The sequence below is a fragment of the Mesorhizobium sp. LNJC391B00 genome, from assembly GCF_000502535.1.
GTDB lineage: Bacteria > Pseudomonadota > Alphaproteobacteria > Rhizobiales > Rhizobiaceae > Mesorhizobium.
Genome location: NZ_AYWI01000004.1, coordinates 277,625 through 297,866, shown reverse-complemented (window position 1 = coordinate 297,866; position 20,242 = coordinate 277,625). Strand labels below are relative to the sequence as shown.

16 protein-coding genes are annotated in these 20,242 nt (G+C 64.1%); 6 read left to right on the top strand and 10 right to left on the bottom strand.

The window, feature by feature from the left end; all coding sequences use genetic code 11:
* Positions 1-9 precede the first annotated feature (9 nt).
* From X750_RS152445 to X750_RS152485, 9 genes are all read right to left on the bottom strand, one after another.
* Complete coding sequence (locus X750_RS152445; protein ID WP_023747371.1) at positions 10-1,617, bottom strand: GMC family oxidoreductase N-terminal domain-containing protein; 1,608 nt, start codon at positions 1,615-1,617, stop codon at positions 10-12.
* The gene (locus tag X750_RS152450) at positions 1,614-3,152 is read right to left on the bottom strand and encodes an FGGY-family carbohydrate kinase (protein ID WP_023706717.1); all 1,539 of its coding nucleotides are present in this window, start codon (positions 3,150-3,152) and stop codon (positions 1,614-1,616) included. Before X750_RS152450 ends, X750_RS152445 begins: the two co-directional genes overlap by 4 nt.
* Positions 3,145-3,987: an aldolase gene (locus X750_RS152455; protein WP_023709349.1), complete on the bottom strand. Its 843-nt coding sequence runs from the start codon at positions 3,985-3,987 to the stop codon at positions 3,145-3,147. The genes X750_RS152450 and X750_RS152455 overlap by 8 nt, the downstream gene beginning before the upstream one ends.
* On the bottom strand, positions 3,899-5,707 hold the full coding sequence (locus tag X750_RS152460) for a glycerol-3-phosphate dehydrogenase/oxidase (protein ID WP_023706715.1): 1,809 nt from the start codon (positions 5,705-5,707) through the stop codon (positions 3,899-3,901). The genes X750_RS152455 and X750_RS152460 overlap by 89 nt, the downstream gene beginning before the upstream one ends.
* Positions 5,708-5,784: 77 nt before the next feature.
* Positions 5,785-6,780, bottom strand: a complete 996-nt coding sequence (locus X750_RS152465; RefSeq protein WP_023706714.1) for an aldo/keto reductase — start codon at positions 6,778-6,780, stop codon at positions 5,785-5,787.
* Complete coding sequence (locus X750_RS152470) at positions 6,770-7,750, bottom strand: sugar-binding transcriptional regulator (RefSeq protein ID WP_023706713.1); 981 nt, start codon at positions 7,748-7,750, stop codon at positions 6,770-6,772. Before X750_RS152470 ends, X750_RS152465 begins: the two co-directional genes overlap by 11 nt.
* A gap of 1 nt (position 7,751) precedes the next feature.
* Positions 7,752-8,738 (bottom strand): ABC transporter permease, encoded by a 987-nt coding sequence (locus tag X750_RS152475; RefSeq protein ID WP_031196674.1) that lies wholly within the window; start codon positions 8,736-8,738, stop codon positions 7,752-7,754.
* A gap of 17 nt (positions 8,739-8,755) precedes the next feature.
* Entirely contained in the window at positions 8,756-10,282 is a 1,527-nt protein-coding gene (locus X750_RS152480; RefSeq protein WP_023747370.1) for a sugar ABC transporter ATP-binding protein, read from the bottom strand.
* A gap of 70 nt (positions 10,283-10,352) precedes the next feature.
* Complete coding sequence (locus X750_RS152485; RefSeq protein ID WP_050587743.1) at positions 10,353-11,324, bottom strand: substrate-binding domain-containing protein; 972 nt, start codon at positions 11,322-11,324, stop codon at positions 10,353-10,355.
* Between the two features lie 402 nt (positions 11,325-11,726).
* On the opposite strand from X750_RS152485, the gene X750_RS152490 reads away from it, so the two are divergent.
* Entirely contained in the window at positions 11,727-12,257 is a 531-nt protein-coding gene (locus X750_RS152490; protein WP_023747369.1) for a hypothetical protein, read from the top strand.
* Positions 12,258-12,273: 16 nt separating this feature from the next.
* Positions 12,274-12,912: a glycerol-3-phosphate 1-O-acyltransferase PlsY gene (plsY, locus tag X750_RS0132625; protein ID WP_023670502.1), complete on the top strand. Its 639-nt coding sequence runs from the start codon at positions 12,274-12,276 to the stop codon at positions 12,910-12,912.
* A 22-nt stretch (positions 12,913-12,934) separates the two neighbouring features.
* Here plsY and X750_RS152495 read toward each other — a convergent pair whose 3' ends face one another.
* The gene (locus tag X750_RS152495) at positions 12,935-14,191 is read right to left on the bottom strand and encodes a ubiquinone biosynthesis hydroxylase (protein ID WP_023747368.1); all 1,257 of its coding nucleotides are present in this window, start codon (positions 14,189-14,191) and stop codon (positions 12,935-12,937) included.
* 112 nt (positions 14,192-14,303) lie between these two features.
* Between X750_RS152495 and tesB the strand changes: the two genes are divergently transcribed.
* The 4 genes from tesB (at position 14,304) to X750_RS152515 (ending at position 20,212) form a co-directional block, all read left to right on the top strand.
* Positions 14,304-15,179, top strand: a complete 876-nt coding sequence (gene tesB, locus X750_RS152500) for an acyl-CoA thioesterase II (RefSeq protein ID WP_023683895.1) — start codon at positions 14,304-14,306, stop codon at positions 15,177-15,179.
* 218 nt (positions 15,180-15,397) lie between these two features.
* The gene (locus X750_RS152505; RefSeq protein ID WP_023670499.1) at positions 15,398-15,736 is read left to right on the top strand and encodes a P-II family nitrogen regulator; all 339 of its coding nucleotides are present in this window, start codon (positions 15,398-15,400) and stop codon (positions 15,734-15,736) included.
* 31 nt (positions 15,737-15,767) lie between these two features.
* Positions 15,768-17,198, top strand: a complete 1,431-nt coding sequence (locus X750_RS152510; protein WP_023670498.1) for an ammonium transporter — start codon at positions 15,768-15,770, stop codon at positions 17,196-17,198.
* A gap of 344 nt (positions 17,199-17,542) precedes the next feature.
* The gene (locus X750_RS152515) at positions 17,543-20,212 is read left to right on the top strand and encodes a DNA translocase FtsK (protein ID WP_023747367.1); all 2,670 of its coding nucleotides are present in this window, start codon (positions 17,543-17,545) and stop codon (positions 20,210-20,212) included.
* The last annotated feature ends 30 nt before the right edge of the window (positions 20,213-20,242 follow it).

Here is a 20,242-nt window from a genome sequence, read left to right as displayed (position 1 = left end):
GCGGCGACGTCATGCAGGCCGGCGGATCATATCCGCCGCCTTCTCGGCGATCATCACCACTGGCGAGGCGGTGTTGCCGGAGACGATGCGCGGCATGATCGACGCGTCGATGATCCGCAGCCCCTCGATACCGGTCACGCGCAGGTCCGGGCTGACGACGGCGCGGCCGTCGACACCCATCCTACAGGTGCCGACCGGGTGGAAGATGGTCGTCGCGATCGAGCCGATCTGGTGCAGCAGGTCCTCGTCCGACTGGTGGGCGAGACCAGGCAGGATTTCTTCCGGATGGAAGCCGGCAAGAGCCTTGGCGGTCATGATGCTGCGCGCCTGGCGCACCGAACGCAGCGCGATCTCGCGGTCGCGCGCCGTAGAGAGGTAGTTCAGCCGGATCTCCGGCTGCACGGCCAGTTCGCGCGTCGTAGCGTGCACCGAGCCGACGCTCTCGGGCCGCAGATTGCAGACCGACATGGTGATTGCCGGGAACGGGTGCAGCGGGTCGCCCAGCCGGTCGGTAGACAAGGGCTGGACGTGGTACTCCAGGTCCGGCGTCGCCATCGACGGATCGGATTTCGAGAACATGCCGAACTGGCTCGGCGCCATCGACATCGGTCCCGAGCGGCCAAAGGCATATTGCAGCGCGATCTTCGCCTTGCCGCTCAGGCTGTTGGCTAGCGTGTTGAGCGTCAGCGCCGACGACACTTTGTAGACAGTGCGGATCTGCAGATGGTCCTGAAGGTTCTCGCCGACATCGGGGCTGGCGTGAACCACATCGATGCCGAGCGCGGCGAGGCGATCCGGCTCGCCGACCCCGGAAAGCTCCAGCAGTTTCGGCGTGTTGATCGAGCCGGCGGTCAGCAGCACCTCGCTCCTGGCCTTTGCCTCGATGGTTTGGCCGCCGACGCGATAACAAACGCCGATAGCACGCTTGCCCTCGAACAACACCGTCTCGACATGGGCGTTGACGACCAGCCTGAGGTTCGGCCGTCGCAGCGCCGGGCGCAAGAATGCCTTGGCTGTGTTCCAGCGCACGCCCTTGCTCTGGTTGACTTCGAAGAAGCCGGACCCCTCATTGTCGCCGTCGTTAAAATCCTCGCGCGGCATGATGCCGAATTCCTTGGCCGCCTCCTGCACGGTGTTCAGGATCGGCCAGGACAGGCGTTGCCGCGCCACTTTCCATTCGCCGCGGGAGCCATGCAGCTCGGTCTTGCCGCCATGATGGTCCTCGGATTTGAGGAAGTAGGGCAGCACATCGTCCCAGCCCCAGCCGACATTGCCCATCTGCCGCCAGCCATCGTAGTCCGCCGCCTGGCCGCGCATGTAGATCATGCCGTTGACCGAGGTGCAGCCGCCCAGCACCTTGCCGCGGGGATAGACCAGCGAGCGGCCGTTCAGGCCGGCTTCGGGGGCAGTCTTCATCATCCAGTCGGTGCGCGGATTGCCGATGCAATAGAGATAGCCGACCGGGATATGCACCCAGTGATAATTGTCGCTGCCGCCGGCCTCGAGCAGCAGCACGCGCGTCGCCGGGTTTTCGCTCAGGCGATTGGCCAGCACGCAGCCGGCGGTGCCTGCGCCGACAATGATGTAGTCGTAGTCGCCATCGAGCCGTTGGGTCATTGCGGTGGTTTACTCGGCGGTGTTCTACTCGGTTCTGCGGCGTGTTCGGCCCAGAACGATCGCAGCGTATCGGCAAGGCCGCAATAGGCGCGATAACGCCTGTTGTAATGGTCCTGCATGGCCGGGTTCGGACGGTAGGCGGCGCTTGACCGGGTCATGGCGTCGACGCCGGCCTCATAGTCGGCGAACAGGCCGGCCGCGACCCCGGCGCCGATCGCCGCACCAAGTGCGCCGGTCTCGCGTGCTTCAGGGACGGTGATCGGCACGCCAAGCCCGTCGGCGAAGATCTGCGGCCAGTGCTCGCTGCGCGAACCGCCGCCGGACAGGACCGCTTTGTCGAAGCTGACACCGGCGTCCTTCAGAACATTGATGTGGCGCCGGTGCTCGAACATCACGCCCTCGAACAGCGCGCGCAGCATATGGCCTTCCCTATGCCAGCCGGCGAGGCCGTAGAAGCCGGCGCGGAACTCCGCCCCTTGTCCCGACCCGTAGAGAAACGGGTGGAACATCGGATCGTCCCAGGTTGGCGTCACCGCGCCGACAGCCGCGTTGCAGTGGCCGAACGGATCGTCATAATGGGCACCGCGCTCGACGAGTTCGCGTACATACCATTCGAGATTGGCGGCCGATGTAGCGCTGGATTCGATGTTGACGAAACGGCCGGGACCGAAGCGCGCCACCATGAAAACATCTGGGTCGACGACCGGCGCGGTGGAGAAGACCTGATTGACCGACCAGGTGCCGGCGATAACAGAGGCTTCGCCGGGACGCACGACGCCGGCTCCCATGGCGCTGGCGACGACGTCGAAATAGCCGGCGATGACCGGCGTGCCTTCCGCCAGTCCGGTCTCTTCAGCCGCTTGTGTGGTGACCGCGCCGGCGATGTCGGCGCTGTCGAGCAATCGAGGCAGTTTGGCTTGCGCATCCTCGATGCCGTAGAGCGCGAGAAGCTCGGAATCATAGACGCCTTCGGGCATGCGGACGAGGCCGCAACCGGACATGTCGGAGACATCGCTGACCCGCTCGCCCGTCAGGCGGTAGGCGATGAAATCCTTGCACAGCATCGCCGTGCCGGTTGCGGCATAAAGGTCGGGCGCATGCTGCTTGACCCAGGCCAGCAAGGTCGGCGTCTGCGCCGGCCACGGCTTTTGCAGGCAGATCGCATGCAGCGCTTCGGCATTGCGCGAGGCCAGCGTCGACGCCAGGCCGGCGGCGCGGGTGTCGAGCGACTGGATGCCGATCAGCGGTTCACCGGCACGGTCGACCAGATAAAGGCCGTTGCCATGGCCGGCGCAACCGATGGCGGCGATTCCGCGGGCATCGATGCCGGCCTGCGCGATGCAGGCGCGGATGGCGTCGCGCGCATCGGCCCACATGCCGCCGAGGTCGCGCTCGACATAGCCGGGTTGCGGCGTCTGCGAACGGCCGGCGACCGCATGCATGGCGAGCTGCCGTCCCGTATGATCGAACAGCACCGCCTTGATGATGGTGTTGCCGGCGTCGAGGCCGAGCAGATAGGCGGCTTGATCAGCCATTGTTGTAGATGTCCCAAGCCTCTTCGCCGCCGGCGTCGTTGTGGATCATCGCCATCAACGCACTCACTACCGCCTTCGGATTGGCATGCTGATAGATGTTGCGGCCATAGACCAGCCCCTTGGCGCCTTGTCTGAGCAGGGCTGACGATTTTGCCAGCACCGTCTTGAGATCGTCCTTGCCGCCGCCACGTACCAGCACCGGCACGCGTGCCGCCTCGACGACGCGGTGGAAATCTTCCGCGTGCTCGGTGGGGTCGGCCTTGATGATGTCGGCGCCCATTTCGGCGGCGAGCCGCACCAGCGTCACGATCTTTTCCGCATCGCCGTCGACCTGGTAGCCGCCTCTGATATCGTTGGGCAGCATGACCAGCGGCTCGATCATCAAGGGCATGCCGTATCGCTGGCAGGCGGCGCGGACCTTGGCGATGTTTTCGACGCATTGGCGAAACAGCTCCGGCTCGTCGGGCAGCATGAACAGATTGACGACGACGCAGGCCGCATCCATTTGCAGCGCGCCGATGATCGGCTCGTCATGGTTCTGCAGCATCGACCACATCACCCGGTGGCGCTGTGCATTGTAAGGGTTGCCCATGTCGATGCGCATGACCAGCGCCGGCTTGTCCTTGTCCGGCCGCGATTGCAGCAGATCGGCCTGGCCATAGGCGAGCTGCAGCGCATCGGGCCCTGCCGCGATCAGCGTGTCGATGACACGTGGCATGTCCTCCAGGCCGATGAGAAACCCCGGTTCATTGCAGACGCCGTGATCGAGCGCCACGTCGAGGCAATTGCCGTTGGTGAACATCCGGTTCATCCGGGCCTTGGCGCTGACTTTCATGTTCTGCTCCTGCGATCGTGCGTTGGTCGAGCATCTCTTGCGAGACGCCGTGATAGGTGTCGAGTTCGGCGATGAGACTTTTTATCTCCTCGTCGCGGTGCGGATCGCTCCAGCCGTGTTCAGCGGCCAGTGCATCGGCGATGCGCTCGATTGATACCGTCGAGATGTCGCCGGCAATGGCAAGCGACGTGCGGCGCAAGACAACATCCGAGAGGCAGGTCACGAACTCATGTCGGGCGAGATAGACGATCTCGGCCGTCGTGGTTTCGGTCCTGTCGTCGAGCCTGATGTCGTCGGAACGACCGAGGCAGAACTGGATGATGTCGCGCGCGCCGCTGCCGTAGCGATCGATGAGATAGGCGGCGCGGTTGGCACTGATCGCGAACTCACCCGCCAGCTCGGTTGCCAGCGATGCCGGATTCTCGGGGAACCCGAGGCCGCCGCCAATCGCCAGGGCCAGCGTACTGCAAACGCGCTCGCGGCCAAGCTCGGCTAGCACGTCATCGCCCGCCTGCTCGGCGAAGGCGCGGAAGGTCGTCCACTTGCCGCCGATCATGCAGAATTGCGGGATGTCGCCGGCAATGCGGTGTACGGAATGGCCGCGCGATATTCGGCCGGTGAAGGCATGATCGCTCTTCGGCAGCGGCCGGATGCCGCTATAGGTGAAGACGACGTCGGCGGCACGGACCGAAATGGACGGGAATACCAACCGCGCCGCCGCCAATATGTAGTCGGTCTCGGCCGGTTCGCAGCGCACGCGCCCGGCTTCGCTGACGCGGATATCCGTCGAGCCGACCAGCACCTTGCCGAGATAGGGAAACATGATGCAGACGCGACCGTCGGCATTCTCGAAGAAAATCATGTGACCGCCGAGCGCACGGTAGAGCGGCTCGTTGTCGAGGATGAGGTGCGAGCCCTTGGTGCCCTCGACCAGGGGCGCCGCGGGCTTTTCGGAGGCGTCGAGCCGGGCGATCGCCGAATCCAGCCATGCGCCGGTCGCATTGACGATCGCCTTGGCGGTCACGGTGAAGCCTTCACCACCCACCGTATCGGTGAGCTCGAAGGAGGAGCCCGCGCGCGCGATCTCGGCGCGATTTAGCGCGAGGCTGTCGGGCGCCAGGCGTGCGGTATCGAGCAGCAATTCGATGCCGAGCCGTTCGGGGTAGCTGATCCAGGCGTCGTAATAGGTAGCGGAAAAGCGCAGTTTGGGATCGAGCGTCGGCCATTGCGCGAAGGTCGCCCTGGCGCCACGGAAACTGTGGCGCGGCAGCACCCGGCGCTTGCGCGTCGTCCAGTCGTAGAGCGCGAGGCCTGCCTTGATCGCCAGCGCGCCGCGGCTGGAAGGCGTTTCCGAAAGCCCGAGAAAGCCTGCCGCGCCGTTCATCAGCCCGGAGAAGACGGAGCGGATCGGAATTGTCGTCGGCAGCGGCCGCACCATATGCGGCGCATTGGCCAGCAGCGCGTCGCGTTCGCGCAGCGATTCCTGCACCAGGCCGAACTCGCCATTCTCGAGATAGCGCAGGCCGCCATGGATCATGCGCGAGGGTGCCGCACTGCAGCCCGAACAGAAATCGTTGCGTTCGACCAGCAGAACTCGGAGACCCTGCAGCGCCAGTTCGCGGAAAACGCCGATGCCGTTTATGCCGCCGCCCATGACAACGACATCGAACGCGCCGTTGCGGCGGATCGTGTCGAGGATGACGGTTCTCTGATCAGGCATGGCTTTGCCGGGCAAGGTTGGGCCGTTCTGCCGTCCGGTGGACGGCAGCTCAACTTGGTTCGGGTTACTGGTGGCGGTCAGGCGTCGAGATTGGTCAGATGGCGGCTGGCGGCCTCACTGATCTGGTTGATCTCCTGTCCCGACAATTTGATGCGGCCGGCCTGCGCGTTTTCCCTGGCTTGCTGCGGGCTGCGCGCGCCGCAGAGTGAGAAGGCGATGCCGGGCTGCTGCAGCGTCCAGGCGATGACCACCTGCGCCTCGCTGGCGCCGTGCGCCTCGGCACTCGGCTTGATCGCTTCCATCAGCGCTGCCACCTTGCGGCGGTTGGGCTGCGAGAAGCGCGGATTGTCCTTGCGCTGGTCGTCGCCGGTAAAGAGGCGGTCGGGACCGATCTTGCCCGAGAGCAGACCGAGCGCCAGCGACGAATAGCTGAGCACCGACACGTTGTTCCGGGCGCAGAAGGGCAAGAGATCCTGTTCCATGTCACGCGCAACCATGCTGTATTCCTGCTGGACCGCATCGAGTTGGCCGGCCGCGAGATAGGCCTTCACATCGGCGACGCTGACATTGCTGGCGCCGATGGAGCGGATCTTGCCCTGGGTCTTGAGGCGGTCGAGCGCTTCCATCGTTTCAGTGACCGGCGTGGTCGGATCCTGCCAGTGGGTGATGTAGTGGTCGATATGGTCGGTGCCGAGGCGGCGCAGGCTCTGCTCGACTTCGTAGACGACAGAGTCGGCACCGAGATAGCGATGCACCGGCGCGCCGTCATAGTCGAAGAAGTGGTTGCCCTTCTTGGTATGCCAGACCAGCCCAAGCTTGGTGGCAAGGACGACCTTGTCACGGCGACCCTTTATCGCCTTGCCGACGATTTCCTCCGACAGGCCTTGGCCATAGGCAGGCGCGGTGTCGATCAGCGAAACGCCTTCGTCGATCGAGGCGCGGATGGTGTCGATGGATTGCGCCTCGTCGGTGCCGCCCCACATCCAGCCGCCAATGGCCCAGGTGCCAAGGCCGATTGCGGAGGCGGATATTCCCGACGCGCCAATGGTGCGCGTCAACATTTCAGGCGACATTGCGTATGCTCCCCGCATTGCTCAGGACTGCATTGGCCGTCTCTTCGTCGACGACCAGTGATTTGAGATAGTTGCCGCGAAGCGCGGCACGGATCGGCCAGATCTTTTCGGCGCCGCTGGCCACCCCCATCACCGACCGGCAGCGGCCAAGTTCCGAAGGCGCCAGCGCTACCAGGCGGTCATTGGGCGGGTAGTCGGCCAGCGCGCCGTCGTCGCGGATCAGATGCGCAAGGAACTCGCCGACCGCGCCGCTGGCGGCGAGTTTTTCGCGGTCGGGATCGAGGCCTGGGTGGAGGTCGTAGTAGCTCGATCCCGGCGTCTGAATCGACCCGACGCCGACCAGCGCGATCGCCGCCATGCGCGCCAGGTCGAAGATCTCGCGCACCGAGGCCATGTCCAGCAGGAGATCGCGCTGCTCGCGGCTTTCGGCAAAGAGTGGCGCATGCAAGAGCATGCTGGTGCCGCCGAGGCGTTCGGCCAGCCGCGTCGCCAGATGGTTGACGTCGGTATAGTGCTTGCCCTGGACGCCGCCGGTCAGCGGCACGACGGTGACGTCGAAGGCGCGCTCGGGCTGCAGGTTTTCGACCAGCGCGCTGATCGCCTTGCCGCCGGTAATGGCGATGACGTCGCCGTCGCGCAAGGTCTCGAGCAACTGGTTGGCCGCCGCGCGCCCCACCTGCTGCAGCGTGCTGTCGGGACTGCCGGCCACGGTCGGCGTCACGATCGCGGCTGCCAGTTGCGCGACCTCGATCAGCTGCTTTTCGATGTCGACAAGGCGCTGGAACGGGCTCTCGACCGCGATCCTCAGCATGCCGAGCTTGCGCCCTTGCGCGATCAGCCGATTGACTTTCGACGCCGAAAGGTTGAGCGCCGCCGCAATGTCGTTCTGCTTCATGCCGTCGACGAAGTGCAGCACCAGAACGGTGTGGATCTGCCGGATCGCCTCGAAATCTTCCCTGCCGTCCGCCATCTCAGCCCCGCCGCTTGTTGAAGTAGTAATCGGCGGTGACCGCCGTCAGCAGAATGGACCCGCGGATGATGTCCTGCCAATAGACGGACACGTCGAGCAGAGCGAGCGAGCTTGAAACGACGGAGAGCAGGATGGTGCCAAGGATGGCGCCGAGAATGGTGCCGGAGCCACCAGTGAGGCTGGCGCCGCCGATCACCGCGGCGGCGATGACGTTCAGCTCCATGCCGGCGCCGAAGGTCGGCTGGGCCGAGCCGAAACGGGCCATGTAGATCACGCCGGCAAAGCCGCACAGGGTCGAGCAGAGCGTCGTCGTCAGGAACACGACCTTCTTGGTACGGATGCCGGAATAGGCGGCGGCCTTCTCATTGCTGCCGGTGTAGAAGACTTTGCGAAACATCGTCGTGCGGCGCAGCATGAAGTCGGACACGATGACGAAGACGATGAAGATGATGATGACGACCGGAATGCCGCCAATGGCGCCCTGGCCGATGAATTTGAACTCGGGCGGCAGGGTATAGAGCCCGAGCGGGCGGCCGCCGGTGCCGAGCAGGCAGAGCCCGCGCGCAATCACCATCACGGCCAGAGAGACGATGAAGTGGTGCAATCCCACCCTGGTGACGAAGAAGCCCATAAAGGCGCCGATGCCTGCACAGGCCGCTATTGCAATCAATGATGCCAGCCAGGGGTCGACGCCGCCGAGGAAGAGCAGGCCGGCAATGACCATGGCGAGTGCGGTGACCGAACCGACCGAAAGGTCGATGCCGCCTGAGATCAGAAGGATCGTCATGCCGACGACGACGATGCCTTCGACCGCGAAGGCCATCGCCATCGCCCGCATGTTGTCCCAGGTCAGGAAGTACGGCGATGCGAACGACATAACCGCAAAGAGCACGGCGATGATGAGGATCAGACCGGTCTCGCGCATCCTGATCAGGCCGCCAAGCCTTTCACCGAACCCGATGCGGGCCGGCGGCGTCACGCTGTCCATGCTTTCCCCCACGATGCTTATGCGGCGCTCCGTTGCCGGCCGTCATCGGCAAGCGATGCCAGGACCATGATGTTTTCTTCGGTCATTTCCGCGCCGGTGACCTCGCCGGTGATGCGTCCCTCGCGTACGATCAGCACCCGGTCGCAGACACCGATCAGTTCCGGCAGTTCCGACGAGGTGACCACGATGCCGACGCCGTCGCGCGCCAGCTTGCGCAGGATCCGGTGGATTTCGGCCTTGGCGCCGACATCGACGCCGCGCGTCGGCTCGTCGAGGAAGATCACTTTCGGGTCGACCGACAGCATCTTGGCGATCGCCACCTTCTGCTGGTTGCCACCCGAGAGCGTCGAAACCGGCTGGCCGACGTGGCCGCATTTCAGCGACAGCTGCCTGCCGATGGTTTCCGCCCGCTGCTTCTCGTGGCGGTCGTTGATGAGGCCGAAGCGCGTCGAGATCCGATCCACCGCCATCGCCGAGATGTTGGCGGCGATCGACATGTCGAGGAACAAGCCGTCGCCCTTGCGGTCCTCGGAGAGGTAGACGATGCCGGCGGCGATGCTGTCGCCATAATGGGCCAGCGACAGCGGCTTGCCATGCAGGCTGACATTGCCGGTCACCTGACCCTCCAGCCGGCAGATACCCCGAACGATCTCGCTGCGACCGGCGCCGATCAGGCCGCCAATGCCGAGGATTTCGCCCTTGCGCAACTGGAAGCTGATGTCGCGGAAGGTGGTCGTCTCGCAGAGGTTGCTGACCTCGAGCAGAATTTCCTCGGACTGCTCGTCGCCGCGCAGCTTCTCGGGATAGAGGCTGTCGATGACGCGGCCGACCATGGACGCCACGACCTGTTCTGGCGTCGTCGCCGATATGTCGAGCGTGGTGATGTACTGGCCGTCGCGCAGCACCGTGACGCGGTCGCAGTTTTCGAAGATTTCGGCCATGCGGTGCGAGATGTAGATGATGCCGATGCCTTCGCCGGCAAGCTGGTGGATGATCTCGAACAGCTTCTTGGCCTCGCGCTCGGTCAGCGCGGCGGTCGGCTCGTCGAAGATGAGGATGCGGCAATCGAGCGTCAGCGCCTTGGCGATCTCGACCAGCTGCTGCTGGGAGATCGAAAGGCTGCGCACCATCGCGGTCGGATCGATGTTGCCAAGTCGCGCCAGGATGGCTGTCGCACGTTTCTCGAGGTCGCGGTAATTCATCAGCAGCGCCTTGCTGGCGTTGGTGATCGACATGAAGATGTTTTCGGCCACCGAGACATCGGGGCAGAGCGCGATCTCCTGATGAACGAAGCCGATGCCGAGCTTTTGCGCCGCCAGCGGCGAGGGGATCGAAACGGAGCGGCCATCGATCTGGATGTCGCCGCTGTCGGGCGGCAGTATGCCGTCGATCACCTTCATCAACGTCGACTTGCCGGCGCCGTTCTCGCCGGCAATGGCGTGGATTTCGGCGGCGCGCAGCTCGAAACCAACATCGCGCAACGCACGGACAGGGCCGAACGATTTGCGGAGGCCGGATATTTTGAGGAGGGCCGGGATTTCCACTTGTGTGCTCACCTGCTCAGGGAGGGATAAGGCAACCGCGCCGGATGGCGCGATTGCCTGATGGACGCGATTAGCTGGGATCGCGGCCCTGCATGTACTTGTTCAGGTCGAACGAGTCGGCATTCTCCTTGGTGATGACGGCAAAGCCGTTATCGGCGAAGGGGATGCTCATCGGGTTGTGGCCCGACGTCTTGTAGTCGTTGAACGGGTCGATCAGTTCCGGATGCGCCGCCATGAAGGTGGCGACGAAGCCGAGATAACCCTGCATTCCCTGGTTCGGGCTCAGCGCCATGTGGATGTTGCCGGCCTTGATCTGCTCTAGCGTCGCCGGGGTGATGTCGGCGTGCATGATCAGCACCTTGGCCTTGGCTTCGAGAACGGCCGCGACCGCGCCTTCGGCTGAACCGGCTTCCGGAATCCAAAGCGCCTTGAGGTTCGGGTTGGCTTGCAGCATCGAGGCCACCGCCTTGTTGGCGACATTGGCGTCCTGGTTAGAGGCCTGGCGTCCGACCAGCTTCATCTTCGGATAGTTCTTGGCGAGATAGTCGATTAAGGCGGTGACGCGCAGATCGTGGTTGCTCTGGCCGGGGTTCTCAAGCACGCCATATTCGGCGTCGTCGCCGACCTGCTTGACGATCTCCTCGGCGGCAAACTTGGCTTCCGCCAGATTGTCCGAGGTGATGTAGGAGACGCGCTTGGATTTTGGCGAGTCGGCGGCGAAGGTGACGACGGTGGTGCCGTTCTCGATGGCGCGGTTGATCGGCTCGATGAACGGATCGGCCTGCATCGGGTGCAGCAGCACGCCGGCCGGCTTCTTGATCAGATCCTGTTCGAAGGAAGCGATCTGCTTGGCGATGTCATAGTCCGGCGTGCCCGAAAACACTGTCTTGCAGCCCATCGCCGCAGCCGCCTGCTTGAAGCCCTGATAGACCGGCACCCAATAGGGATGCGCGGAGACCATGACGTTCATCACGTAGGTCTCATCCGGCTTGCACTGAAACTTGCTCTCTGCCGACGCTGGCATCGCCAGGGTCAACGTCATCACGGCGGCGCTCAGCGCGCCCACCAGCCCAATCCTGTTCATTCTCTCCTCCGGGTTCCCCGACGATGAAAGCCTCGTCGCATCAGCTTTGCAAGAAATTTCATAAAATGAAATCTCTGGCGGGGTTGAATACGGCGGGATTTGTGCCATGTCAATGATGGCGAACGAAATTTCAGTATGTGAAATATCTTGCAGGTAGAGTGGGGTGGATGCGAAGTCGGCGTTATCGCCAGGCGGTTGCATCATTAGTGCCCGTGACGAGCGACCTGAACACAGGACGTCCGATCTCGGCGTCTGGATGATTAGGGGGCCAGCTCTGTTTTCTCATCAGATACAATTCTTGCGTGTTGAAGCAACGCCGGAGTTCTCCTATCGTCGCCGCAATTTTCGGGGGAATTCGACATGCCTTTCCTGATTGCTATTCTCGGCGTGCTGGGAGCCGGGGCGTTCTGGTGGTATCGCATGAAGGCCATGAACGAAGCCGCGCGCGAGGTCGCCGACGTCGTCGGCCGCGTCCAGGGCAACATAAGGCGCAAGAAGCTGCGCAAGCAGGCGGCGCTGTCGCCGCTGACGGCGATCGACGATCCGGTGGTGGCGGCGGCAACGCTGATCACCGCACTGGCAGCGGAGCACGGCCCGATCATGCCGAAGCGCGAAACGGTCATCCGCGAGGTGATCTCGCAGATTGCGGACAACCAGAAGAAGACCGATGAAGCCGTCGTCTACGCCAAATGGGCCGCGGCGCAGATCGACGACACGACGATCGTCATCGACAAGCTGGCGCCCTTCCTGCGCGAGCGCCTCGATCCGCATGAGCGCGAAGACCTGCTGCAGATGCTGGATCGTGTTGCCAAGAGCGGCGAGCAGAGTTTCAAGGTCGCCGACCAACGCATGCTGCGACTGCGGCAGAAGCTGGGGTTTGAGGTCAACTGAGAAACAGCCCGGGCGCATGTCATTCTGGATAGCGAGCGTGGTAGGATCGGCTGCCGCTTACCTTATCGGCTCTACGCCTGCCGGCTATCTGGCGGGGAAACTGCTTAAGGGCATCGATATCCGGGAGCACGGCTCCAAGTCCACCGGTGCGACAAATGTATTGCGCACACTCGGGAAATGGCCAGCATTGGTGGTGCTTCTGGTGGACGTGCTGAAAGGGGCGGCAGCGGTCATCTTTGCCCGTTGGTTTTGTTTCTGGTCTTCCGCAACGCCGCCGTCGGCAATATCTGATATGCCCGTTTGGGCTCCTTGGGTTGTATGCCTGGCCGGACTCGCTGTTTTGCTTGGGCATAGCCGTTCGATCTGGCTGAATTTCACCGGCGGCAAATCGGCTGCGACGGGGTTGGGTGTTTTGTTGGCGATGTCCTGGCCTGTGGGTCTAGGCGCGGCGACGGCATTTGCCGTAGTGTTGGCAGTTTCCCGAATTGTGTCCCTGAGTTCGATGCTGGCGGCGCTCACCGCGATCGCCCTCGTCGGCGGCATGGAACAACCATTGCCCTACCGGTTGCTGGTCATCGCCGGCGGCATCTACGTGATCGTGCGCCACCGCGCCAACATTGCGCGGCTGATGTCAGGAGCCGAGCCGCGTCTATGACAAAGCGGCACTCATTCCCGGCCTAAATCGCCTCACCCTTGAGCAGCCGTGGTCTGCCGTTGGACAACCCCGACGCCTGGCGGATGAAGAACTCCTTCAGCCTGGGCATCCGTTCGACAAGGCCGAGGCCTATGTCGCGGACCTGGCGCAGCGGGCCGATGTCGTTGGAAAACAGCCGGTTCAGCACATCTGTGGTGACGCCCATCTGCACCGTGTCGAAGCGGCGCCATTGCTGGTAGCGCTCGAGCACGTCGAGCGCGCCGATATCCTGTCCCAAGCGATCGGCCTCGACCACCACTTCAGCAAGGGCCGCCACATCCTTGAAGCCGAGATTGAGGCCCTGGCCGGCGATCGGGTGGATGCCGTGCGCGGCATCGCCGGCAAGCGCTACGCGCGGGGCGACAAAGGCGCGCGCGATGGTCAGGCCGAGCGGCCAGGCGCGCGGCTTGTCGGTGACGCGGATTTCGCCGAGCTTCAGGCCGAAGCGCAATTCAAGCTCCTGCTCGAAGACGAGGTCGTCGCCCGAGACCAGCTTTTCGGCATCCTCGGAACGTTCGACCCAGACCAGCGACGAGCGGTTGGTGCCGTCGTCGGTGGGCTTGAGCGGCAGCGTCGCAAACGGGCCGGCCGGCAGAAAATGCTCTTCGGCGCGGCCATTGTGCGGGCGCTCATGCGCCACCGTGCAGACGATGCCGGACTGGCCATATTCCCATTTCACCGTCTTGATGCCGGCCATGTCGCGCAATTTGGAATTGACGCCGTCGGCGGCGACCAGCAGCCGCGCCTCAATCGCCGCGCCATCGGCCAGATGCACGGTGATGCCGGCGCCATTGCCGTCGAACGATGCGACCGCGACACCTTCGATGATGTCGATGCCGAGCTTTTGCGCGCGGCGGCGCAAGGCGCCGTTCAGGTCCTTGTTGGCGACCATGTGGGCGAACGGTTCGCCCGGCGCGACCTCGCCATCGAAGGTGAGAAACACCGGACGCACCGGATCGGCGGTGCGCGAATCGGTGACGATCATCTCGGTGATCGCCTGCGATTGCCCGACGATTTCCTGCCAGACGCCGAGCTGGTCGAGCATGCGGCAGGCGGCGGCGGCGATCGCCGAGGCGCGGCGGTCCTTCTGCCAGACGCCGGCGGGGGCAGCATCGACGACCGCCACGGCGAGGCCCGGCCGCGCCTGTTTCAGCGACACGGCGGCGGCGAGGCCGACATAGCCGGCGCCAGCGACCAGCACGTCGAGCGGGGTTTTTGCGTCCGGGTTGCGGTTCGCCATGTCAATTCCTTTCGAAGTCTCGACCATCCCCGCCCACTGGGGCATTCCGGCCTTGACTGCCCGCCATTCCTGTCGGAAACCGCCATAGCATCTTACGGCGAGGTCACGAAGCATGACGGCGGCCATGGACGAGCTTCTCAGCATTCTCGACCTCGAGCAGCTGGAACACAATCTGTACCGTGGTCGCAGCCCCAAGCTCGACTGGCAGCGCGTTTTCGGCGGCCAGACCATCGCCCAGGCGCTGGTCGCCGCGCAGCGCACCGTCGAGCCCGAGCGCCACGTGCATTCGCTGCACGGCTATTTCATGCGGCCCGGCGACACCAAGGTGCCGATCGTCTACGAGGTCGACCGCATCCGCGATGGCGGCTCCTTCGCCACGCGGCGCGTGGTGGCGATCCAGCACGGCCAGGCGATCTTTTCGCTGGAAGCCTCGTTCCAGCAGGACGAGGTTGGCCTTGAGCATCAGCTGCCGATGCCGCGCGACGTGCCGCCGCCCGACAGCCTGTTGTCGCAGCGCGAATTGCTGGGCAAGTTCGGCGAGGCGGTGCCGGACGGCATCAAGCGCTACTGGGAGCGTGACCGGCCGATCGAGATGAAGCCGGTGATGCTGAAGCATTACACCAGCCGCGAAAAGCTGGAGCCGCAGCAGAACATCTGGATCCGCACCACCGGCCCGGTGCCGGCCGACCGCGGCATCCAGGCGGCGGTGCTTGCCTACCTCTCCGACATGACGCTGCTCGACACCTCGACCTTTGCGCACGGCCGCGCCATTTTCGACCGCGACATCCAGGCGGCGAGCCTCGACCATGCCATGTGGTTCCATCGCAGCCATCCGCTCGATGACTGGATCCTGTACACGCAGGACAGCCCGTCGACGCAGGGGTCGCGCGGCTTCACCCGCGGCTCGCTGTTTGCCCGCGACGGCACGCTGATCGCCTCGGTTGCCCAGGAAGGCCTGATCCGGCTGAAGCGGCCGCCTGCGGAATAGGCATTTTCGAAGAATTGCCTACTTTTTAATCAGTGACTGTCCGTTGGCAGTGCGCACCGTGGCGCCGGGACTCGAGCGATCCGTTTGTTTACAATGAGTTAACACCCTGCTTCGGCAACTGGCACGGAGCTTGAATCCTGTTGGGCACTCTCCGGGCTTTTTGGGATCGGTGAAGGTGTGCAAACGCGGGGGACCGCAACAGCAAAGGGTGAAACCTTATGAAAATCGTGATGGCAATCATCAAGCCGTTCAAGCTCGACGAGGTGCGCGAAGCGCTCACCGCCGTCGGCATCCAGGGCCTGACCGTCACCGAAGTCAAAGGCTACGGGCGTCAGAAGGGACACACGGAAATCTATCGCGGGGCGGAATACGCGGTCAGTTTCCTGCCGAAAATCAAGATCGAAGTCGCGGTTAGCACAGACCTGGTCGACAAGGCCGTCGAAGCCATCACGGCGGCGGCCAAGACCGGCCAGATCGGCGACGGCAAGATCTTCGTCTTCGGCATCGATCAGGCGGTGCGCATCCGTACCGGCGAAACAGACACCGACGCACTTTGAGCGGCGAACACGTATTCCAATGGAGAGTTCAATGAATATACCTTCCACCTTGAAGTCAGTGGCGCGTTCCGCGCTGCTGGGCTCCTTAGCGCTCGGAGCATTGGGCACGGTTGCTGCCTTCGCGCAGGAGGCGGCTCCCGCCGTCGCGGCGGCAGCGCCAGCAGCGCCGGCTTTTACCGTCGACAAGGGCGACACCACGTGGATGATGATTTCCACCGTGCTGGTGCTGTTGATGACCATTCCCGGCCTTGCGCTTTTCTACGGCGGCCTGGTTCGTACCAAGAACATGCTGTCGGTGCTGATGCAGGTCTTCACCATCACCAGCGTGGTCATGATCATCTGGGTCTTCTACGGCTACAGCCTCGCCTTCACCCCGGGCAACGCCTTCGTCGGCGGCCTTTCGAAGATGTTTCTCTCCGGCGTCAACGTATCGACGCTTTCGGAAACCTTCAGCAAGGGCGTCGCCATTCCTGAACTGGTGTTCGTCGTCTTCCAGATGACCTTCGCCTGCATCACGCCCGCCCTGATCGTCGGCGCATTCGCCGAACGCGTCAAATTCTCCGCCTTGATCCTTTTCGTTATCCTATGGGTGACGTTAATCTACTTCCCGATCGCGCACATGGTCTGGTTCTGGGGCGGCCCGAGCGCCTATGCCGACCCGTCCGGCCTGATCTTCAGCTTCGGCGCCATCGACTTCGCCGGCGGCACGGTCGTTCACATCAATGCGGGCATTGCCGGTCTCGTCGGCGCGCTGATGATCGGCAAGCGCATCGGCTACAAGAAGGACATCATGGCGCCGCACTCGATGACGCTGACCATGGTCGGCGCTTCATTGCTGTGGGTCGGCTGGTTCGGCTTCAACGCCGGTTCGAACCTCGAAGCAAACGCCTATGCGGTGCTGGCGATGATCAACACCTTCGTCGCCACGGCGGCGGCGGCAGTGGCCTGGATCGTGCTTGAATCGCTGCTGCGCGGCAAAGCCTCCATGCTCGGCGCTGTTTCGGGCGCGGTCACCGGCCTCGTCGCGATTACGCCGGCTGCAGGTTTTGCCGGCCCGATGGGCGCTATCGTGCTTGGCATCGTCGCCACCTTCGTCTGCTACTTCTTCGTCTCGGTGGTGAAGAACACGTTCGACTATGATGACAGCCTCGATGTCTTCGGCGTCCACTGCGTCGGTGGCATCATCGGTGCGCTAGGCACTGGCATTCTGGTCAATCCCGCCCTCGGCGGCGCCGGCATCGTCGACTATTCGACGGCCGACTTCGCCGCCGGCTATGCCGGCACGGCCACGCAGCTCCTGGCGCAGGGCAAAGGCGTCCTGGTAACCCTGCTGTGGTCGGGCATCGGCAGCGCAATCCTCTACAAGGTCGTCGACTTGATCATCGGTCTGCGTCCGACAGCCGACGCCGAGCGCGAAGGCCTCGACCTGACTTCGCATGGCGAAGCGGCCTACCACTCGTAAGCCTTGCGGGGCGGCCTCGGCCGCCCGCATTCTCCCATCCCGTCGTGACGCTCCCGAAAGGAGTTCACGCTTTGAGGCCCGGGTCATTCCGGGCCTCTCTTTTTGGCAACCGTGCTGGCAGGCCTCGGTCCCTGCGCAATCACGTTCTATGATGGCCGCTGGCGGGGAGACGTCGACCGGATTGGTTCCGAACTGTTGAGACTGCCTACAGTGGAGTGAGCAAGATCGTGGCTCTGGGTGCGTATAGTTAATGCGGCCTTAACCTTCCCCCCGATAGTCTGACATCCGAATCTGCCGGAGTGCGTCATGCGCCCGGCCAGTCCATGACAGACGGGGAACGAAGCATGCGTTCAGGGGCTTCAGCACCGCTCGCGCTGACCGATACGGGGCACGGCATCCAGGCATTCGCGCGGCGCCAGGTCGGGCGGCTGGTCGGCGCCGGCCTGTTTGCGCTGGTCGCCTTTGGCGTCGCGGCGCTGGCGACCTGGAACGTCGCCGATCCCAGCTTCTCGCACGCCACCGACAACATCGTCACCAACGCCATGGGCTATGCGGGCGCGGTATTCTCCGACCTCGCCATGCAGTTCTTCGGCCTTGCCGCGGTCGCCGCCCTGGTGCCGGCGGTGATCTGGGGCTTTCTCCTGTTTTCGGCGCGCGGCGTCGACAGGCTGCCGAAGCGCGGCCTTGCCTGGTTCGGCTTCGCGCTGCTCGCGGCGGCGATGGCCGGCTGCGTGGTGCCGCCCAAGACCTGGCCGTTGCCGACCGGCCTCGGCGGCGTGTTCGGCGACATGGTGCTCAATATTCCGGGCCTGGTCATTGGCGGCTACCCGACCGGCATCGTTGCCAGCGTCATTGCCATGGTGCTCATTGCGCCGGCGCTGTGGCTGTTTGCCTATGGCTCGGCGCTGATTGCGCGCAAGAACGGCTTTGCCGTCATGGAGCGCACCGCGGAGCCCGATCCCCGAGAGGACGACCTGCTCTTCGACGAAGACGACGACGAGGGCGACGAAGGGATACTGGCGCTCGGCGCCATTACCCATTGGTGGCTGTCTTTCCGCGCCTGGATGCATCGCCGGGCTGCGCGCCGCCAGCAGGAGCGCGACGAGTTCGAGCCGGAGATAGAGCAGCGCTCCACCGCATGGCGCCGCGCCGCCGAACGGGTCGAATCAGCGGAATTCGCCGAAGCGCGGATGAGCCCGGATGGCCGCGCCCGCGTCGAGCCGGAATTCTTCGCCGCCATGGTCAATGACCGCAGCGTTTCCGTCGATCCGGACGATGACGACGTCCTCGATGCCGGTTTCGACAATGGCGACGAGGAGGTCGAACTCGACGACGAGCCGGTCCCGCGCCGTGCCGCGCCGAACGCCAAGGTGCAAAACTTCCGGTCAGATGCGGCGACCCGCGTCGCCGCACCTGCGCCGCGTCCCGCTCCCGGCGCGCGCGTTCAGCGCGAGGCGCAGACCTCGCTGATCGGCTCGGAAACATTCGAAATGCCGTCGCTGCATTTCCTGTCGGAGCCGAAGAACGTGGTGCGCGACGCCAGCCTGTCCAAGGACGCGCTGGAGCAGAATGCGCGCCTGCTCGAAGGCGTTCTGGAGGATTTCGGCGTCAAGGGCGAGATTATCGCGGTACGGCCCGGCCCGGTGGTCACGCTCTATGAGTTGGAGCCGGCGCCCGGCATCAAATCGTCGCGCGTCATCGGCCTATCCGACGACATCGCCCGCTCGATGAGCGCCATTGCCTGCCGCGTCGCCGTGGTGCCCGGCCGCAACGCCATCGGCATCGAATTGCCGAATGCCAAGCGCGAGACCGTCTATCTCCGGGAGATCCTGGCCAGCCGCGATTTCGAGACGACCAAGTCCAAGCTGGCGCTGGCGCTGGGCAAGACCATCAATGGCGAGGCGGTGATCGTCGACATCGCCAAGATGCCGCATGTGCTGGTCGCAGGCACCACCGGCTCCGGCAAGTCCGTCGCCATCAACACCATGATCCTGTCGCTGCTCTACAAGCTGACGCCGCAGGACTGCCGGCTGATCATGATCGACCCGAAGATGCTCGAACTTTCCGTCTATGACGGCATCCCGCACCTTCTGACGCCGGTGGTCACCGACCCGAAGAAGGCCGTGGTGGCGTTGAAATGGACGGTGCGCGAGATGGAGGACCGGTACCGCAAGATGTCCAAGGTCGGCGTGCGCAACATCGACGGCTTCAACGCGCGCGTGCAGTTGGCTGAAAAGAAGGGCGAAAAAATCTCGCGCACCGTGCAGACCGGCTTCGACCGCCAGACCGGCGAGGCGATCTACGAGACCGAGAACCTCGATCTCGAGCCGATGCCCTACATCGTCGTCATCATCGACGAGATGGCCGATTTGATGATGGTCGCCGGCAAGGACATCGAAGGCGCGGTGCAGCGCCTGGCACAGATGGCGCGCGCGGCCGGCATCCATGTCATCATGGCGACGCAGCGTCCGTCGGTCGACGTCATCACCGGCACCATCAAGGCCAATTTCCCGACCCGTATCTCCTTTCAGGTGACGTCGAAGATCGACAGCCGCACCATTCTGGGCGAGCAGGGCGCCGAGCAGCTGCTCGGCATGGGCGACATGCTGTACATGGCCGGCGGCGGCCGCATCCAGCGCGTGCACGGCCCGTTCGTCGCCGACGACGAGGTCGAGAAGATCGTCGCCCATCTGAAGCTGCAGGGCGTGCCCGAATATCTCGACGCCATCACCGAGGATGACGGCGAGGACGATGACGAGCCGTCGGGCAAGGGCGGCGCTGGCGGTGGCGGCAACAGCAATTTCGAGGATTCCGACGATCCCTACGACCAGGCGGTCTCGGTCGTGCTGCGCGACGGCAAGGCGTCGACCAGCTATATCCAGCGCCGGCTCGGCATCGGCTACAACCGCGCCGCCTCGATCATCGAGAAGATGGAGAAGGAAGGCATTGTCGGCCCGGCCAACCATGCCGGCAAACGCGAAATCCTGGTGCCGACCGAGGACGACAAGTTCTGATCAGCCGATACGGCCCGGCGGCAACCTTGA

What these genes read in the sequence shown, in the direction of transcription:
- X750_RS152445 (WP_023747371.1), bottom strand. Translation starts at nt 1,617, where the DNA reads ATGACCCAACGGCTCGATGGCGACTACGACTACATCATTGTCGGCGCA.
- X750_RS152450 (WP_023706717.1), bottom strand. Translation starts at nt 3,152, where the DNA reads ATGGCTGATCAAGCCGCCTATCTGCTCGGCCTCGACGCCGGCAACACC.
- X750_RS152455 (WP_023709349.1), bottom strand. Translation starts at nt 3,987, where the DNA reads ATGAAAGTCAGCGCCAAGGCCCGGATGAACCGGATGTTCACCAACGGC.
- X750_RS152460 (WP_023706715.1), bottom strand. Translation starts at nt 5,707, where the DNA reads ATGCCTGATCAGAGAACCGTCATCCTCGACACGATCCGCCGCAACGGC.
- X750_RS152465 (WP_023706714.1), bottom strand. Translation starts at nt 6,780, where the DNA reads ATGTCGCCTGAAATGTTGACGCGCACCATTGGCGCGTCGGGAATATCC.
- X750_RS152470 (WP_023706713.1), bottom strand. Translation starts at nt 7,750, where the DNA reads ATGGCGGACGGCAGGGAAGATTTCGAGGCGATCCGGCAGATCCACACC.
- X750_RS152475 (WP_031196674.1), bottom strand. Translation starts at nt 8,738, where the DNA reads ATGGACAGCGTGACGCCGCCGGCCCGCATCGGGTTCGGTGAAAGGCTT.
- X750_RS152485 (WP_050587743.1), bottom strand. Translation starts at nt 11,324, where the DNA reads ATGACGTTGACCCTGGCGATGCCAGCGTCGGCAGAGAGCAAGTTTCAG.
- X750_RS152490 (WP_023747369.1), top strand. Translation starts at nt 11,727, where the DNA reads ATGCCTTTCCTGATTGCTATTCTCGGCGTGCTGGGAGCCGGGGCGTTC.
- plsY (WP_023670502.1), top strand. Translation starts at nt 12,274, where the DNA reads ATGTCATTCTGGATAGCGAGCGTGGTAGGATCGGCTGCCGCTTACCTT.
- X750_RS152495 (WP_023747368.1), bottom strand. Translation starts at nt 14,191, where the DNA reads ATGGCGAACCGCAACCCGGACGCAAAAACCCCGCTCGACGTGCTGGTC.
- tesB (WP_023683895.1), top strand. Translation starts at nt 14,304, where the DNA reads ATGACGGCGGCCATGGACGAGCTTCTCAGCATTCTCGACCTCGAGCAG.
- X750_RS152505 (WP_023670499.1), top strand. Translation starts at nt 15,398, where the DNA reads ATGAAAATCGTGATGGCAATCATCAAGCCGTTCAAGCTCGACGAGGTG.
- X750_RS152510 (WP_023670498.1), top strand. Translation starts at nt 15,768, where the DNA reads ATGAATATACCTTCCACCTTGAAGTCAGTGGCGCGTTCCGCGCTGCTG.
- X750_RS152515 (WP_023747367.1), top strand. Translation starts at nt 17,543, where the DNA reads ATGCGTTCAGGGGCTTCAGCACCGCTCGCGCTGACCGATACGGGGCAC.